This window comes from Aeromonas popoffii (genome assembly GCF_000820025.1).
In the GTDB taxonomy this organism is placed as follows: domain Bacteria; phylum Pseudomonadota; class Gammaproteobacteria; order Enterobacterales; family Aeromonadaceae; genus Aeromonas; species Aeromonas popoffii.
On sequence record NZ_CDBI01000032.1, the window covers coordinates 1 to 15,082 of the forward strand.

General features: G+C 62.0%; 16 protein-coding genes and 1 pseudogene. 6 read left to right on the plus strand and 11 right to left on the minus strand.

Annotation, left to right across the window (positions count from 1 at the left end):
* Both exeB and BN1129_RS06575 read right to left on the minus strand, forming a co-directional pair.
* Positions 1-267 (minus strand): annotated as a pseudogene (gene exeB / locus BN1129_RS06570) (GspB family T2SS assembly factor variant ExeB); the annotation flags it as partial.
* Entirely contained in the window at positions 267-1,910 is a 1,644-nt protein-coding gene (locus BN1129_RS06575; RefSeq protein ID WP_042035336.1) for an ExeA family protein, read from the minus strand. The pseudogene exeB and the gene BN1129_RS06575, both read right to left, overlap by 1 nt.
* 268 nt (positions 1,911-2,178) lie before the next feature.
* Here BN1129_RS06575 and BN1129_RS06580 point away from each other — a divergent pair, with 268 nt between their 5' ends.
* Positions 2,179-3,417 carry a multifunctional CCA addition/repair protein gene (locus BN1129_RS06580; protein WP_042035338.1) on the plus strand — a complete coding sequence of 413 codons (1,239 nt, stop codon included), beginning with the start codon at positions 2,179-2,181 and terminating at the stop codon, positions 3,415-3,417.
* A gap of 136 nt (positions 3,418-3,553) precedes the next feature.
* Here BN1129_RS06580 and BN1129_RS06585 read toward each other — a convergent pair whose 3' ends face one another.
* Together BN1129_RS06585 and BN1129_RS06590 are read right to left on the minus strand one after the other, a co-directional pair.
* Positions 3,554-4,243 carry an LrgB family protein gene (locus BN1129_RS06585; protein ID WP_042035339.1) on the minus strand — a complete coding sequence of 230 codons (690 nt, stop codon included), beginning with the start codon at positions 4,241-4,243 and terminating at the stop codon, positions 3,554-3,556.
* Entirely contained in the window at positions 4,236-4,637 is a 402-nt protein-coding gene (locus BN1129_RS06590; protein WP_042035341.1) for a CidA/LrgA family protein, read from the minus strand. Before BN1129_RS06590 ends, BN1129_RS06585 begins: the two co-directional genes overlap by 8 nt.
* A 126-nt stretch (positions 4,638-4,763) precedes the next feature.
* Between BN1129_RS06590 and BN1129_RS06595 the strand changes: the two genes are divergently transcribed.
* Entirely contained in the window at positions 4,764-5,639 is an 876-nt protein-coding gene (locus BN1129_RS06595; protein ID WP_042035343.1) for a LysR family transcriptional regulator, read from the plus strand.
* A gap of 6 nt (positions 5,640-5,645) precedes the next feature.
* Here the strand turns inward: BN1129_RS06595 and BN1129_RS06600 are convergent, their stop codons facing one another.
* On the minus strand, positions 5,646-6,524 hold the full coding sequence (locus BN1129_RS06600) for a hypothetical protein (RefSeq protein WP_042035345.1): 879 nt from the start codon (positions 6,522-6,524) through the stop codon (positions 5,646-5,648).
* Between the two features lie 95 nt (positions 6,525-6,619).
* Positions 6,620-8,047, minus strand: a complete 1,428-nt coding sequence (pdxR, locus tag BN1129_RS06605; protein WP_042035347.1) for a MocR-like pyridoxine biosynthesis transcription factor PdxR — start codon at positions 8,045-8,047, stop codon at positions 6,620-6,622.
* Between the two features lie 128 nt (positions 8,048-8,175).
* On the opposite strand from pdxR, the gene BN1129_RS06610 reads away from it, so the two are divergent.
* From BN1129_RS06610 to BN1129_RS06615, 3 genes are read left to right on the plus strand one after another with little or no spacing between them, the layout of a single operon-like run.
* A complete protein-coding gene (locus BN1129_RS06610; protein WP_042035348.1) occupies positions 8,176-8,643 on the plus strand; it encodes an OsmC family protein in 468 nt (155 codons plus the stop codon).
* Between the two features lie 17 nt (positions 8,644-8,660).
* The gene (locus tag BN1129_RS23175; protein WP_157013286.1) at positions 8,661-8,819 is read left to right on the plus strand and encodes a hypothetical protein; all 159 of its coding nucleotides are present in this window, start codon (positions 8,661-8,663) and stop codon (positions 8,817-8,819) included.
* On the plus strand, positions 8,809-9,537 hold the full coding sequence (locus BN1129_RS06615; protein WP_042035350.1) for a GNAT family N-acetyltransferase: 729 nt from the start codon (positions 8,809-8,811) through the stop codon (positions 9,535-9,537). Before BN1129_RS23175 ends, BN1129_RS06615 begins: the two co-directional genes overlap by 11 nt.
* A 55-nt stretch (positions 9,538-9,592) precedes the next feature.
* Here the strand turns inward: BN1129_RS06615 and ybaK are convergent, their stop codons facing one another.
* From ybaK to BN1129_RS06630, 3 genes are all read right to left on the minus strand, one after another.
* Positions 9,593-10,063 (minus strand): Cys-tRNA(Pro) deacylase, encoded by a 471-nt coding sequence (ybaK, locus tag BN1129_RS06620; RefSeq protein WP_042035351.1) that lies wholly within the window; start codon positions 10,061-10,063, stop codon positions 9,593-9,595.
* 222 nt (positions 10,064-10,285) lie between these two features.
* On the minus strand, positions 10,286-11,551 hold the full coding sequence (locus BN1129_RS06625; RefSeq protein WP_042035352.1) for an inorganic phosphate transporter: 1,266 nt from the start codon (positions 11,549-11,551) through the stop codon (positions 10,286-10,288).
* 25 nt (positions 11,552-11,576) lie between these two features.
* Positions 11,577-12,257, minus strand: coding sequence for a TIGR00153 family protein (locus tag BN1129_RS06630; RefSeq protein WP_042035354.1), 681 nt, complete (start codon positions 12,255-12,257; stop codon positions 11,577-11,579).
* A 169-nt stretch (positions 12,258-12,426) separates the two neighbouring features.
* On the opposite strand from BN1129_RS06630, the gene BN1129_RS06635 reads away from it, so the two are divergent.
* Entirely contained in the window at positions 12,427-13,392 is a 966-nt protein-coding gene (locus BN1129_RS06635) for a CYTH domain-containing protein (RefSeq protein WP_042035356.1), read from the plus strand.
* Positions 13,393-13,498: 106 nt separating this feature from the next.
* On the opposite strand, the gene BN1129_RS06640 is transcribed toward BN1129_RS06635, so the two are convergent.
* Both BN1129_RS06640 and lpxL read right to left on the minus strand, forming a co-directional pair.
* Positions 13,499-13,966 carry an energy transducer TonB gene (locus tag BN1129_RS06640; protein WP_042035357.1) on the minus strand — a complete coding sequence of 156 codons (468 nt, stop codon included), beginning with the start codon at positions 13,964-13,966 and terminating at the stop codon, positions 13,499-13,501.
* A 155-nt stretch (positions 13,967-14,121) separates the two neighbouring features.
* A complete protein-coding gene (lpxL, locus tag BN1129_RS06645) occupies positions 14,122-15,045 on the minus strand; it encodes an LpxL/LpxP family Kdo(2)-lipid IV(A) lauroyl/palmitoleoyl acyltransferase (RefSeq protein WP_042035358.1) in 924 nt (307 codons plus the stop codon).
* Positions 15,046-15,082 lie beyond the last annotated feature (37 nt).

Below are 15,082 nucleotides of genomic sequence, written 5' to 3' on the forward strand. Positions count from 1 at the left end.
GGTGATCATGGGCCTGGGTTCGACCCGCACGAACGGCGGCGTGACCACCTCTTTCACCTCCACCGTCTTCTCGATGGGGCGGTTGTTGAACAGGTGCCAGCCATAGTTGGCGCCAGCTCCCATCAGCAGGGCAAGCGGGGCCAGCAGCCACCAGATCCAGCGCCGGTTCTGCTCCTCTTCCTGGGTGACGGGCAGCCCCATCGCTGGAATATGGGGGGTGAACTGGGGCTGTTCGGCCCGGCGCAGTGCCTTGAGCAGGGTAGACATCAGGAAGCCTCCTCCGACAATGTGGCCATGGTCTCATCGTTCATGGTATCCAGCGTGGCCGGTGTGCTGGTGCGTTGGGACTCATCTTCCAGCCTCGGCATGGGTTCGCCGGCCATCACGTTGAGGCGCAGCAGGGTATTGCTGCCGGCGATGCCGTCCGGGTTCAGCCCCTGTTCGCGCTGGAACTGTTGCAACTTGCTCTTGAGCTCGGCGTCGAAGCGACGCACCTTGCGATCCGGCTGCTGCAAGGCGCGGCTGAGGGTGTTGTCCAGCCACTGCACCTGGGTCGCCCCGGCATTGTTGCCAATCAGGGCGACGCCGCCCTTGGGCATGCGCCACAGCAGGGTGTAGCTGCCACCCCAGAAGTCTGACAGCCACTGCCTGTCCACCTGCCAGCTCTGGTTGCCGATGAGCAGGTTGGCCTTGTCCGGCCCCAGGCTGACCAGGGTCGCGTAATAGATGCCGCCTGTCTCGTCGGTCAGGCTGATGAGGGCCGGGTGCTGCAGGGCTTGCAGCTCTGCCAGCGAGGCATCGCCCTCCTGGCAGCGCAAACCGGCGCGCGGTGCGTTGTCGCAGGTCGCCTCCTCCAGCTCTGTCCGGTAGCCCCACACCTTGTAGAGATTCTGCATGGCACTCTCTGGCTCCAGCGCCTGATTGATGGCGCGGGTCAGCTGCTCCTGCTGCTCCGGGGTGTCGTCAACCTTGACCGGCACCTCCACCTTGATCACGGGGCGCTCGGGGAAGAAGCCGAAGAATTGCCAGCCCCACCAGCCGGTGGCGACCAGCAAGGCCCCTGCCAGAGCGACCATGAGGCCGGACTGCCAGGTGCCTTCGTCGCGAATGCCGCTCACCTCATAGGCCGCCAGGCTGATGTCACCGTGGACTATCTTGTGGCTGCCACGGGCGAAGGCGGCGATCAGGGCGCGGTCGCAGATGAGGTTGATGAGGCGAGGAATGCCGCCGGAGAGGCGGTGCAGGGTCTGGAGCGCTTTGGGGGTAAAGATGGGCTGGACGCAGCCTGCGATCTGCAGCCGGAAGCGAACATAGGCATCCACGTCCTGATGTGAAAGCGGCAGCAGGTGATAACGGGCCGTGATGCGCTGGGCCAGCTGGCGCAGCAGGGGTTGGCGCAGCATCTGTTGCAGCTCTGGCTGACCGATAAGCACCACTTGCAGCAGTTTCTTCTCGTCGGTTTCCAGGTTGGTGAGCAGGCGCAGCTGCTCCAGCACGCCGGGCAGCAGATGTTGGGCCTCATCCACCAGCACCACGCTGCGCTTGCCTGCTGCCAGGTTGGCCAGCAGGTGATCGCGAATGAGATCGAACAGCAGCTTGAGACCGGCGTCCTTGTCGTACGGCAGCTGGAACTCGTCACAGATGGCCGCCAGCAGGTCACGCTCGGTCAGGGATGGATTGAGGATGTAGGCGATCTCGGTCTCGGCCGGCAACTGTTGCAACAGGCAGCGGGAGACGGTGGTTTTACCGGTTCCCACTTCCCCGGTTAGCAACACGAAGCCTCCCCCATCCTGCAACCCGTAGTTGAGGTGGGCGAGGGCCTCCCCGTGACGTTCACTCATATAGAGGTATTTGGGGTTGGGCGAGATGGAGAACGGGGGCTCCGACAGACCGAAGAACTGTGTGTACATAAGGATCCATTCCATTGTTATGGGCGGCAGGTTAAAGCCTCCCCACTGGGATGTCAAAGACCCGGATGCCATAAGGGGGGCTGGCGCATCTGGCAGCCAAAACCGCTGTTTTTATCGAATGTAGTCTGGTTGTGGTGGGCCACTGTGGCTGTCGGGCCAAGCTGGCCGGGTGATCGCGGCAGCCTGATCGCGGGAGGCATGGCGGTGTCATCGTGTCCGCCAGGCAAAACCGGTATAATCTAGGCAGGTTTATCAAGGGAGACAGAGATTGCAGACTTATCTGGTTGGGGGCGCAGTGCGGGATCGCCTGTTGGGATTGCCGCAAGGGGATCGGGATCACCTGGTGGTGGGGGCGACCGTGGAGCAGATGCTGGCACTGGGATTCACCCAGGTGGGCCGCGACTTCCCTGTGTTTCTCCATCCAAAGACCCAGCAGGAGTATGCCCTGGCCCGCACCGAACGCAAACAGGGCTGCGGTTACACAGGGTTTGTCTGCCACGCCTCCCCCGAGGTGACGCTGGAGCAGGATCTGCTGCGCCGGGATCTCACCGTCAATGCCATCGCCGAGGATGACGAGGGTCGGCTGCACGATCCCTATGGCGGCATTCAGGATCTGGAACAACGCTTGCTGCGTCATGTCTCCCCGGCCTTTGCCGAGGATCCGCTGCGCATCCTGCGGGTTGCGCGCTTCGCCGCCCGTTTCCACGCCCAGGGTTTCGTCGTGGCCCCCGAGACGCTGGCGCTGATGCGCGAGATGACCGATGCCGGCGAGCTGGCCCACCTGACCCCGGAGCGGGTCTGGAAGGAGCTGGAGAAGGTGTTGCTGGGACAGACACCCCAGATCTTCTTCGAGGTGCTGCGCGAATGTGGTGCCCTCAAGGCGCTGTTTCCGGAGCTGGACGCCCTGTTTGGTGTGCCAGCGCCCGCCAAGTGGCACCCGGAGATAGACACCGGCATCCACACCCTCATGGTATTGGAGCAGGCGTGTCGCCTCTCTCCCGAGCTGGCGGTGCGTTTTGCTGCACTGTGCCACGACTTTGGCAAAGGGCTGACCCCGCCCGCCTTCTGGCCGAGCCACCACGGTCACGGCCAGAAGGGACTGCCGCTGATCCGCGACTTTTGCGAACGCTTTCGGGTGCCGAACGACTGTCGCGATCTGGCGCTGCTGGTGAGCGATCTGCACACCCATATTCACATTGCCTTCGAACTCAAGCCCGCGACCCTGCTCAAGGTGTTCGACAAGGCGGATGCCTGGCGCAGACCCGAGCGTTTCGCCCAGCTGCTGGATGCTTGCCGCGCCGACTTCCACGGTCGTACCGGCTTCGAGGAGCGGGTCTATGCCGAGCCTGACTATGTGGCCCAGGCGCTCGGTGCAGCCCAGGCCGTGCCTGTGAAGGATATAGTGGCCGCCGGTTTCAAGGGCGAAGCCATTCGCGAGCAGCTCGCCAAGCGCCGGCTCGATGCCATCAGCCGGGTGCGAGACGAGTGGACCTTTATCGAGGAGTAGGCGCGGCGTCTGCCAGCTGTCCGTCATGAAAAAGCCCGAGTCACTGACCCGGGCTTTTTGCTGAGGTGCGTGTCAAGAGGCGCAGGCTTGCCGCCCCTGGCAGGGAAAAACGGACCTGGCTTGACCGCAAGCCGGATTACCAGAACACCTTGCCGAGCAGGGGGGCGAACAACACAGTCACCATGCCGGCAATCATCATCACCATGCTGGAGACGACGCCCTCCTCGTTACCCATCTGGTACGCCTTGGCGGTACCGGCGCCATGGGCCGAGGCGCCGAAACCGGCCCCCTTGCCGAGGCGGCTGCGGATGGCGAGCAGGGTGAGCACACTCTCCCCCACCGCCATGCCGATGACGCCGGTCAGCACCACAAACAGCGCAGTGAGATCGCTCTGGCCGCCGATGGCGCGGGTCGCTTCCACCGCGAACGGTGTGGTGATGGAGCGCATCGCCAGGCTGCGCTGCAACATGTCGGAGAGGTGCAACCAGCGCGCCAGCAGCACTGTGCTGCCCACGGCCATGATGACGGAGGCGACGACCCCGACCGAGAGGGAGAGCCAGTGACGGTGGATCAGCTGGCGATTCTCATAGACGGGCACGGCAAAGGCAACGGTGGCCGGGCCCAGCAGCCAGAGCAGCCAGTGGGATTGGGCCATGTAGTCCTGATAGGGGATATGAAACAGCAGCACCACGGCCACCAGCAGGGTGGGGGCCAGCAGCAGCGGCATCAGCGGCAGTATGCGCTTGCGGCCATAGAGCCACTTGCTGGCGTAGTAGAACAGTAGGGTCAGGGCGAAGCAGAGCAGGCCAAGCAGGGTATCAGACATGACGGCGACTCCGGCTGGCGAGCTTCAGTTCGAGTCGATAGACCCTGTCCACCACCAGCGCCGTGGTACCCAGCACCAGGGTGGTGCTGATCAGCAAGACCAGCATGATGCGACACCCCTCCTGCAACAGCAGATCCTGATAGTTGACCACGGCCACCACGGCCGGCACGAAGAACAGCAGCATTTCGGCCAGCAGCCAGCGGGCGCCGGCGCTGAACCACTGGGTCTTGACCACGCCGAGCAGGATCAGGACCAGCAGCGCCAGCATGCCGGTGAGGTTGGCGGGCAGCGGCAGATGGAAGGTGCGTACCGCCGCATCGGCCAGCAGCCAGATGGCGGCCAGCAGGGCGATTTGGAAGGGCGTCTGTAACCAGCGAATGCAGAGGGCTTTCATGATGGGTGTCTTTCTGTGAACTGGCTCACAGTATAGAGACAGGCCAAACCTGCAAAAAATGAATTTAAATTATCAAATTCATGCCAAAGAGGCATGATTAAGGCTTGCCGCCTGTGAGAGAGCACTATGGATATCCGAGCCCTGCGTTACTTTGTCGAACTGGTACGCGAGCAGAGCTTCACCCGCGCCTCCGAGAAGCTGTTTGTCACCCAGCCCACCATCAGCAAGATGATTCGCAACATCGAGGAGGAGCTGGGTCAGCCGCTGCTCAACCGTGAAGGGCGCCGCTTCACCCTGACCGACAGCGGTCAGGTACTGTTCAACCGGGCCCAGACCATACTGGCCGAGATGCAGCAGCTGGAGGCCGAGCTTGCGGATCTGCAGAGCCTGCAATTTGGCCGGTTAGCCCTCGGCATCCCGCCCATGGTGGGTCACGTCTATGCGGATCTCATCCGCACCTATCGCAGCTGTTATCCCAAGGTGGAGCTCTCCATCGTCGAATATGGCGGTCGGCGCATCGAGCAGGCGGTGTTGGCGGGGGAGCTGGATCTGGCCATCACCATGCTGCCGACCCGGGAGGGGGGCGCCCTGAGTGCGCTGGAGCTGGATCAGTATCCCATCCAGGTGGTGCTGCCGGACTTGCCGCGCTGGCGCGCGTGCCGCGAGATCCGGCTGGAGGATTTGCACGATGAACCTTTCCTGCTCTACACCCAGGCCTTCACCCTGAGCGAGCGGCTGGAGCAGGCATGCCAGCAGGCGGGCTTCGTGCCCCAGGTGGCGGCCCGCAGCAGCCAGTGGGACTTTCTCACCGCCATGGTGCGCAGCGGCATGGGAGTCGCCTTTTTGCCCGAACCCATCTGCCGTCGGCTGACCCCGGACGGTCTGGTGCTGCGGCCGCTCCTGCCCGAGCTCAGCTGGCGACTCGGGGTGATATGGCCGAGCGAACGCTATCTCTCCCGCACCGCCGAGGCCTGGCTGGCGCTCTGCCGCGAACAGGGTTGAGGCCCATCATGGATCGCCGAAGCGATCCGTCATGGGGTTGTAGAAGTAGGGGCGGTAGTCGAAGCTGATCCCCTCGAGGAAGGGGTTTTCCAGTCGCAGCATACGCCGCTGCTTGAGCCCGGCAAAGGCGATGGCGGGGCCGAAGCTTTGGCGCCACAAGGCCTGCAGCGAACCATCTTGCCAGGCTTGGCGCAGCCCTGTCTCTACCCGTTTCAGGGCCTCACCGTTTGCCACATTGGTATAGAAGACTCTGGGCAGCGGGTAGTAGAGCAGCAGGTAGGGATCCATCTTCAGATCCCCTATATCTTTGTGGGTCAGCAGCTCGCTGCGCAGTTCGCTCGCCCCGCGGCACAAGAGATCGAACCGGCCGCGCGCTACCATTTTGAACAGTATCTCGTAGCCATCCACCTCTACCACCTTGAGACCGGCATGGCGCAGTATCTCCACATCCAGCCAGCCCTTGCCCTGACCAAACGTGAAATGGCGCAACCCTGCCAGATCATCTACCTCCGCCAGGGCCGCCTGCTGTTGAGGACTGACGAAGCAGACGCGATAGCTGACGATGCCGAGATGAATGGGGAAGCGGACATACGCCAGCCCTTTGCCGTCGCGTGCGCTGCTGTAGCTGTCCATGGCAAACAGGTTGGTGAAACTGTTGAGCTGCAGGCTGAGCCGCACCCGGGCCTTGGTCATGGTCGGGGCGGGCACCAGCTCATAGTCGCCGAAGGTGTCACGGGTCTTGTCGAGGGCGAGACGCAGCAGCTCCCTGTCATAGGTCATGCGCGGATCCCGTTCGCTCTCGGGACTGATGTAGGTGAAGCGGGTGGCCGCCATCGGGGTGGAGGAGAGAGAAAGGCAGAAGATCAGGAACAGGAGTCTATACATCTCGGCCAGGCTCTACGACTTGGGTTTATCCATTATAGTCCGGCAGCCTGGGGCTGCGCCCTGCGCGGGCTTGCCTCGCTACCGGGATGACTTCATCAGGATGATGCCATCAGGCTGCCCAGCTGGCGACAGAGCCGGCGCAGGGTCTGATTGTCGAGGGCGCCAAAGCCGAGCAGCCAGCCCTCCAGACCCGGCGGGCCTAGATAGAACTGGCCGAGTGGGCGCAGGCCTATCCCGCTGGTATTGGCGCTTGTTGTCCAGCGGGCCTCGCCGCCGACGGGCAGCAGTACGGTGCACTGCAATCCGGCGCCGCTATAAACCGGGGTGACCTGCGGGCAGTGACTGGCGAGCTCGCTTAGCAGCAGATCGCGCCGGCTCTGATAGATGAGCCGGCTCTGGCGCAGGTGAGTGGCGAAGTGACCGGCACGGATGAAATCTGCAGTGACCGCCTGCTGCAACTGGTTGCTGTGGCCATCGAAGGCGGCCCTGGCCCGGCAGAAGGCACTCATCAGCGGCTTCGGCAGCACCAGATAGGCGAGTCGAAGCGAGCCAAACAGCACCTTGCTGAAGGTACCCACATAGATGACCCGCCCCTGGGCATCCAGCCCTTGCAGGGCGGGGTGCGGGCGCTGATCGTACTGATACTCACCGTCGTAATCGTCCTCCAGGATCCAGGCGCCGTGACGCTCTGCCTCGTTCAGCAGCGCCATCCGGCGAGGCAGGCTCATGGGCACGCCGAGGGGATACTGGTGGGCCGGCGTGGTGTAGATGAGGCGCGGTGCCGGATGGTGTCCCTGCGGATTGAGCCCCTCCCCATCCACAGGCACAGGGTGGACCCTGGCTCCGGCGCTCTCCATGGCGGTGCGGGCCCCGGGATAACCGGGGTCTTCCACCCAGACGGTGTCGCCGACATCGATGAGCAGCTGTGTCGCCAGCAGGATCCCCTGCTGGGAGCTGGTGAGGATCAGGATCTGATCCGGCTCGCACACCACGCCGCGTGACTGCACCAGATAGCTGCTGATGACACTGCGCAGTTCGGGCAACCCCTGCGGGTCGCCGTAGTTCATCCAGCGCTCCCCTTGCTGGCGCCACTGTTGCTGCATCAGCCGGCCCCAGAGCCCGTGTGGGAAGAGGCGGGGATCCGACTGGCTGGAGGCAAAGGAGGTGCCGATGTGTGGTGTGTCGTGACAGGCACCCCCTGCCGCCATCTCCTGGCCACGGCGGGAGAGTCCGGCCACCGATTGGGGCGGACGTGGCGCCGGGCACACGGCCGCCAGCGCCACGAAGCTGCCAGCCCCCACCTTGCGCACCAGATAGCCTTCTGCCTCCAGCCGGCCATAGGCCAGCTCTACCGTGCTGCGGGAGATGCCGAGATCGCCGGCCAGCATGCGACTGGCGGGCAGCCGGCTGTGCTGGGGCAGATGGCCGGCCAGAATGGCGCCTCGCAACGTACGTACCAGTTGCTCGTGCAGCGGCAGATCGCTGGGTTGCTGAGTGGCAAACAGGGTTGGCAGGGCAGACATGGCTATTTCCAAGCAGACAATTGGTCTGCTCATACTGGCAAAATTGGTCGGCGTGGCAAGGCCATTATGTCGCTACATTGAGGCTCAAGGTTCGGGATCAACAGATATTGGCAATGAAAGGAGTCTGCATGTCGGAATACAGCGCCACCATCAGCTGGCAGTGCGGGGTTAGCGAGCCCTTCGTCGATCAGCGCTACAGTCGGGCTCACTGGTGGGAGTTTGATGGCGGCGTCAGGGTGCCGGCTTCCTCCTCCCCGCACGTTGTGCCCTTGCCCTACTCGGTGGCCGAGCGCGTCGACCCGGAGGAGGCCTTTGTTGCAGCACTATCGAGCTGCCATATGCTCACCTTCCTCTGGCTGGTGGCCAGGGCGGGTTATCGGGTAGAGAGCTACCGGGACGAGGCGGTGGGCATCATGGAGGCGAACGAGAGGGGTCGCCAGGCCATCACCAGGGTCACATTGCAGCCGCTGGTGCAGTTTGCCGGTGACCGGCAGCCCACCCTGGCCGAGCTGGAACAACTGCACTGTCAAGCCCATGGGGAGTGCTTTATCGCCAACTCCGTCAAAACCATCGTCACCACCCGGATCCGGGTCTAGTCACAAGGAGGGTTATCATGAGTCAGGTATTGAGCTGCGGGCTGGTCAGCGCGGCAGAGGTCAGCGTCTTCTACGAGGCTCAGCTGGTCTATCGGTGGCGCCAGGACGGCTTTGCCGTCGCCACCGGCAACGAGACGGGATCGCTGCAAACGGGAGGGATTGCCTGTGGCAGCTGACATCTATCTGAACGAGTTCGGCCAGCCGGTTGGTGCCCCACTGCCCGACTGGCGGGGGGCTGCATTTCCTCCCCATCACCTCCTGAGTGGCTGGGGCTGCCAGTTGGCGCCGCTGGATCCCGAGCGTCACGGCCCGGGCCTCTGGCAGGCGTTCTGCAGCGACAGCGGGGCTATGTGGACCTACCTCACCAGCGGGCCTTTTGCCGATGAGGCGGCCATGGGGAGCTGGCTACAGCAGTGCGCCGCCAAGGCGGACCCCCAGTTCTACACCATCATGGATGCCAAGAGCGGTCAGGCGCTCGGGCTCGCCAGCTACCTGCGCATCGATCCCCTGGCTGGCAGCATGGAAGTGGGCTGGCTGCACTTCTCGCCAGCCCTGCAACAATCGCGGCTGGCGACGGCGGCCATGGCGCTGATGATGGCCAACGCCTTTGCCCTCGGCTACCGGCGCTACGAGTGGAAGTGCAATGCGCTCAACCAGCCCTCCTGGCGGGCGGCGCTGCGGCTCGGTTTCAGTTACGAGGGGACCTTTCGCCAGAGCCGGGTGGACAAGGGGCGGGCACAGGATACCGCCTGGTTCTCGGTGATCGATGGTGAGTGGCCCGCCTTGCAAACCTGTTTCGAGCGCTGGCTGGCCGATGCCAACTTCGACGAACAGGGACGCCAGAGGTTGCGATTATCCGAGCTGACAGCCGCCTGTCGTACCAATAACGACTGACCCGGCAAAATGACAGAGGCCCCGCCAGCGGGGCCTCGTTTGTCGGTATCAGGGCTTACTCATGGTGCTCACCTATGGGGGCGGCGATCCACTGCAGCAGGGTCAGCATGTCCTGTGGCGCCACCCCGACCGAGAGGCCGCGCTTGCCGCCGCTCACCAGTATCTCGTCAAATGCCATGGCAGAGTCGTCGAGTACGGTGAGCAGCCGTTTTTTCTGGGCCAGCGGGCTGATGCCCCCCACTTTGTAACCGGTCAGCTTCTCGGCCTCGGCCGGTTTCATCATCTCCACCTTCTTCAGGCCAGTGGCCTTGGCCAGCTGCTTGAGACTGCACATGCCCGACGAGGGCACTATGGCGACCACTGCTTGCTTGTCGTGATGGGCGACCAGGGTCTTGAACACCTGGGCTTCCGGCAGGCCGAGCTGGGTCGCGGCATGTTTGCCGAAATCGTCGTGAGCTGCGCACTCATAGGGGTAGAGCTTGTGCGGTATCTTGAGCTTTTTCAGAAGGTTGATGGCAGGAGTCATGATAAGCGCCTTGAGTCAAAACAAGGCCAAACAGTCTGCGCCTGCAAGGCAGGGGATGCAAGCCGGTCGCAGTGGCAGGAGATGGGCACGCCCGAGATTTCGCATAGATCCAGAGTCAGGTGCCGTGTTGGCCGCCACCGAACCCTGACTTCCCATGCTCCGGGTGGAGAGGGATATAAAAAAGCCCGGGTCAGTGACCCGGGCTGTTTGCGGCTGCGCGTATCAGGAGAAACAGGCTTGCAGCACGTAGAAGATGGCGATGGCCAGGATGGCACCGGCGGGAAGGGTGATGATCCAGGAGACCACTATGTTGCGCAGTACCCCCAGATTCAGGGCGGCTATGCCACGGGCTAGACCGACACCCATCACGGCACCCACCAGCGTCTGGGTGGTGGAGATGGGCAGACCCGTGCCGGAGGCGATCACCACGGTCGCGGCTGTGGCCAGCTGGGCGGCGAAGCCACGGCTCGGGGTCAGGTGAGTGATGCCGGTACCGACGGTGGCCATCACCTTCTCGCCCATGGTGGCGAGGCCGATGACGATACCTATGCCGCCGAGGGGCAGGATCCACCAGGCTATGGTGGACTTACCGGCGATCTGACCGGAGCTTTCGACGATCGAGACTACGGCGGAGAGCGGACCTATGGCGTTGGCCACGTCGTTGGAGCCGTGGGCAAAGGCCATGGCACAAGCGGTGATCACCATCAGGATGCCGAATACCTTCTCCACGTTGGCGAAGTGCATCTTGCTGTCATCCTGCGGGTTGTATTGCTGGCCGCGAATGTAGAGCCAGCCAGCAAATGCCACCGCGATGGAGATGATGGTGGAGAGCAGGATCCCTTCGCCATCGCTCAGGTGAAGACCAACGTGGGTCAGCCCCTTCTTGATGGTCACCAGACAGATCACCAGCGCGGTCAGGAACATGTAGAAAGGCACGTAACGCTTGGCGTTGGCCAGGGGATCATCTGTATTGAAGATGAGCTTCTGCACGCTGATGAACATGAAGTAGGCGATGATACCGGAGATGGCCGGGGTGATGATCCAGGAGCCGACTATACCGCCGAACTTGCCCCACTGAACCGCTTCCGGGCCTATGCTCACCACGGCGAAGCCGACGATGGCGCCGATAATGGAGTGGGTGGTAGAGACGGGCCATCCGAAGTAGGAGGCCAGGATCAACCAGGCACCGGCCGCCAGCAGGGAGGCTATCATGCCGAGCACCAGCAGATCTGGCGTGTCGACAAAGGCGTTGGTATCTATGATGCCGTTACGTATGGTCGCTGTCACTTCGCCACCGGCCAGATAGGCACCGGCAAATTCGAAGATCATGGCGATGATGATCGCCTGACGTATGGTCAGGGATTTGGTGCCGACCGATGTGCCCATAGCGTTGGCCACGTCATTCGCGCCTATACCCCAGGCCATCAAAAAGCCGAACAAGGCCGCCACGAGCACCAGAGTCGTGCCGTAATTCGCGATAATGTCCATTAATAGTGTTTACCCAGTCAGTCGATTACGAACGAGCCAGCATCAGTTCCAGACGGGCGCCAACGCGCTCGGCCTGATCTGCCAGGTCACCTACCCATTCGAGGATCTTGTAGAGGAACATAATGTCGATCGGATTGTATTTCTGCTCAACAGCTTGCAGCTGTTGGCGCAGTCCGATCTGCATGGTGTCAGTATCGTCCTCGATAAGATCCAGCTGATGGATCATCTCGGCAACCATTTCAACTTCACGTCCTTTGAAGCCGGTTTCGAGCAGCTCATCGAGTTCTCCGATGGCTTTTTCGGCTTGGGCGGTCGCATCGATACAACGTTTGAGATAGGCCATGAAATCGGCACGCATCTCGGCAGGGAATTCCATTCGACGGCCAAGCATGCGGCCGGAGATATCCTTGGCACGGTTGGCAATCTTGTCTTGCTGGGTCAGCAGTTCCAGCAGGTCGGTACGGGCGACCGGCAGGAACAGGCCGCGAGGCAGTTTCAGACGAATTTCACGCTTGAGGATGTCCGCCTCTTTTTCCAGCTGGGCTATCTGCTGCCGGATCTTCTCGGCATCTTCCCAACGGTCTTCGGCAACGGCATCAAAGAAGGGAATGAGCTGCTCGCAGCACACGTGAACCTTGATGATATGCTTCTGCAGCGGCTTGATGGGGGACTTGGCAAAAAGCCCCAAAATAGTATTTACTGGCATGGACAAACCTGTGTCGGTGAAAAAACACTCGATACGATTTTATGAGGGGCGCATGGTAACCGAACTGCGTCATCAATAAAACCGTGAATTAATCCTGATGTATCACAGGCATTATATCCTCGCGTTTCACATTGTGCCCCCCAAAGTTGCCTGCCAGCCCGGAATGACTATGCAAACTGAGATCGAGATAAAGTTTTTTGTCTCACAAAATATTCAACGCCCACTATCCAAGCTTCTGAATTCACTAGAAATTAAATCAAGATCCCAAGTCGAGCTCGGCAATGTCTATTTTGATACGCCGACCCTGGATTTACGTCGGCTGGAAATGGGATTGCGTATTCGTCGCAGCGATGATTTTGCCGAGCAGACGATTAAATGTCGGGGTCAGGTGGTGGGGGGATTGCATGCCAGGCCTGAATACAATGCCCCCGTGCAGGGTGATGTGCCCCTGCTTGCGGCTTTTCCAGCCGAGCTTTGGCCGAGCTTGGTGGTGCGCGACGAAATCCAGACCAGGCTGGTTGCCCAGTTCAGGACTGATTTCCTGCGCCGCTACTGGCTGATAGCCTTCGAGGGTGCCGAGATAGAGCTGGCCTGGGATCAGGGCGAGATCGTCGGTTCGCTGGGCAAGGCCTGCATCGATGAGCTGGAGCTGGAACTCAAGTCTGGCGATGCACGGGCCCTGTTCGGGTTGGCAGGGCAGCTGGCCGGTCTTGGCGGGGTCAGGTTGGGGGCGCAATCCAAGGCGCAGCGAGGCTATCGGCTGGCGGGACTCGGCAAGCCGTTGACGCTGCAATCCTTGCCTGTAGCCAATGGGAGCGATGCCGTGATGCGTATCACCTCGGGCCTGCAACATTGGCAACATCACGAGCAGTACTGGCTGGAGCAGGCAGACCCCGAGCAGCGACAACTGGCGCTGCTTGCGATCCGGCAAGGGGTTGCGCTCATTGTCGATGCTGCCGCTACGCAGGAGCCAGTGTGGCTGGCGGCGCTGACCGACTTGTCGACCCATCTGGCCTTGTTGGCCCAGGAACCGGCCGACACCGGGTGGCAAGCTGCCCTGTCGATGCTGTTCCATCGCGTCGACTATGTGCGGCTGCAACTGGCCATCGCTGCCTGGCTGCACGCGGTGGCATGACATCTGTGCCTTGCAGGGCGCTGCAGTGACGAACAATGGCGACAACGAAAAAGGTGAGCGTTAGCTCACCTTTTTCATGTGGGATGTACCGCCATGGGGGCTGTGCTCAGACCTGGGTGTAGACTTGCCCCGTGCTGCGAACCATGTCCTCTCCCGGGCAGCGCTGCGCCAGTCCGCGGGTGTCACAGGGCTGGCCGTTATGCTCGATACAGAATTCGAACCGGGTTTGGGACTTGACGGGGAGATGGCCCGAATTGGCGGCGGTTGCCTGCCATTGCCACTGTTGCAGCGTCTCCATGGCGGCCTCGCTGAATGCGTCCTCACTGGGTGTCAGCACGCGGATCTGCTCGGCCCGGCCTGCGGCATTGATCACGTACTCGAGCGAGGTACACCCCATTTTTTCGGCCAGTATGGCTTCCTTGGGGTAGCGGGATTCGTTCCTGCCGAGAGGGCTCCAGTGGGCGTTCACATCCGTGATGTCGCTCAGGGGGAGAGAGGTGAGGTGCACGCTCTGGGTCTGGTGACTGCAACCTGTCAATGCGCACAGGGCGCTCACTAAAAGAGTGGCTTTCATGTTCGCTTCCCTTCGTTCGTTTTATTGTTCCTGGCGGGGCCTGACCCGCAGCTCGGCACTGTCACTCATTAAATATGCAGCCACGAATGAAAACTCTTTCCGGACTGCAGGTCATCACAAATCGCCTCGCGGTGGTTTTTTCATCCCTTTCTGACTCAGTAGTAGCCAGCGTCATCCGGATTGGGCCGGGTCTTGAAACGGCGATGGAGCCACATGTACTGCTCCGGCGCCTTGCGCACGGCGGCTTCAATCTCGCGGTTGGCGCGGGCGGCATCTGCCATCTCGTCACCGCATGGGTAGTCGGCGAGCGGGGCCCCGATATGCAGGGTGTAACCCTCGCTGGTGCGGATGTTGTAGCAGGGCAGGGTGACGGTGTTTTTCACCCGCGCCAACGTAGAGGTGCCTGTGATGGTCGCCGCCTGCTCTACCGCGAAGTAGGGCACGAACACGCTGGCGTGGGAGCCGTAGTCGTGATCCGGCGCGTACCAGAGGGCGTCACCGTTGCGCAGCGCCTTGATCATCCCCTTCACGTCCATCCGGTCCACCAGATATTTGTTGGAGGCGCAGCGGCCGTGGTACTGGGCATACTCCAGCACCGGATTGGTGTTGGGGCGATAGACCCCCACGCCGGGGCGTACCAGACCGAAACAGCGGGCGTTGAGCTCCAGCGTCAAAAAATGGCAGGAGAGCAGCAGCATGCCCTGACCCTTTTCCATGGCGGCGATGACGTGCTCTTCCCCTTCCACCTTCATCAGGTTGCGCATCCGCCAGTCTGGCCAGAACCAGGCGATGCCCACCTCGAAGATGGCGCAGCCGACGCTCTCGAAGTTTGCTTTGAGCAGTTTTTCCCGTTCATCTCGGGTCAGTTCCGGCATCGCCAGTTCCAGATTGCGACGGGCAATCTTCACCCGTGAGTTCAGTATCTTGGCGGCGAGGCGGCCGAGCTGGCGGCCCAGCCACATCTGGCTGCGCCACGGCAGCAAGGCCAGCAGCCAGAGCAGGGAAAGGCCGAACCAGCTTGCCCAGTAACGGGGATGAAACAGGCGGGGCTCGAGGCGAGGAGCGTTGTCATGGGCCATGGATAATCTCTTGTTCGCAAACACAATCGGGGATTCT

Coding starts and splice junctions, on each gene's coding strand:
- BN1129_RS06625 (WP_042035352.1), bottom strand. CDS start 11,551: ATGGACATTATCGCGAATTACGGCACGACTCTGGTGCTCGTGGCGGCC.
- lpxL (WP_042035358.1), bottom strand. CDS start 15,045: ATGGCCCATGACAACGCTCCTCGCCTCGAGCCCCGCCTGTTTCATCCC.
- ybaK (WP_042035351.1), bottom strand. CDS start 10,063: ATGACTCCTGCCATCAACCTTCTGAAAAAGCTCAAGATACCGCACAAG.
- pdxR (WP_042035347.1), bottom strand. CDS start 8,047: ATGTCTGCCCTGCCAACCCTGTTTGCCACTCAGCAACCCAGCGATCTG.
- BN1129_RS06610 (WP_042035348.1), top strand. CDS start 8,176: ATGTCGGAATACAGCGCCACCATCAGCTGGCAGTGCGGGGTTAGCGAG.
- BN1129_RS06590 (WP_042035341.1), bottom strand. CDS start 4,637: ATGAAAGCCCTCTGCATTCGCTGGTTACAGACGCCCTTCCAAATCGCC.
- BN1129_RS23175 (WP_157013286.1), top strand. CDS start 8,661: ATGAGTCAGGTATTGAGCTGCGGGCTGGTCAGCGCGGCAGAGGTCAGC.
- BN1129_RS06640 (WP_042035357.1), bottom strand. CDS start 13,966: ATGAAAGCCACTCTTTTAGTGAGCGCCCTGTGCGCATTGACAGGTTGC.
- BN1129_RS06600 (WP_042035345.1), bottom strand. CDS start 6,524: ATGTATAGACTCCTGTTCCTGATCTTCTGCCTTTCTCTCTCCTCCACC.
- BN1129_RS06585 (WP_042035339.1), bottom strand. CDS start 4,243: ATGTCTGATACCCTGCTTGGCCTGCTCTGCTTCGCCCTGACCCTACTG.
- BN1129_RS06630 (WP_042035354.1), bottom strand. CDS start 12,257: ATGCCAGTAAATACTATTTTGGGGCTTTTTGCCAAGTCCCCCATCAAG.
- BN1129_RS06635 (WP_042035356.1), top strand. CDS start 12,427: ATGCAAACTGAGATCGAGATAAAGTTTTTTGTCTCACAAAATATTCAA.
- BN1129_RS06575 (WP_042035336.1), bottom strand. CDS start 1,910: ATGTACACACAGTTCTTCGGTCTGTCGGAGCCCCCGTTCTCCATCTCG.
- BN1129_RS06595 (WP_042035343.1), top strand. CDS start 4,764: ATGGATATCCGAGCCCTGCGTTACTTTGTCGAACTGGTACGCGAGCAG.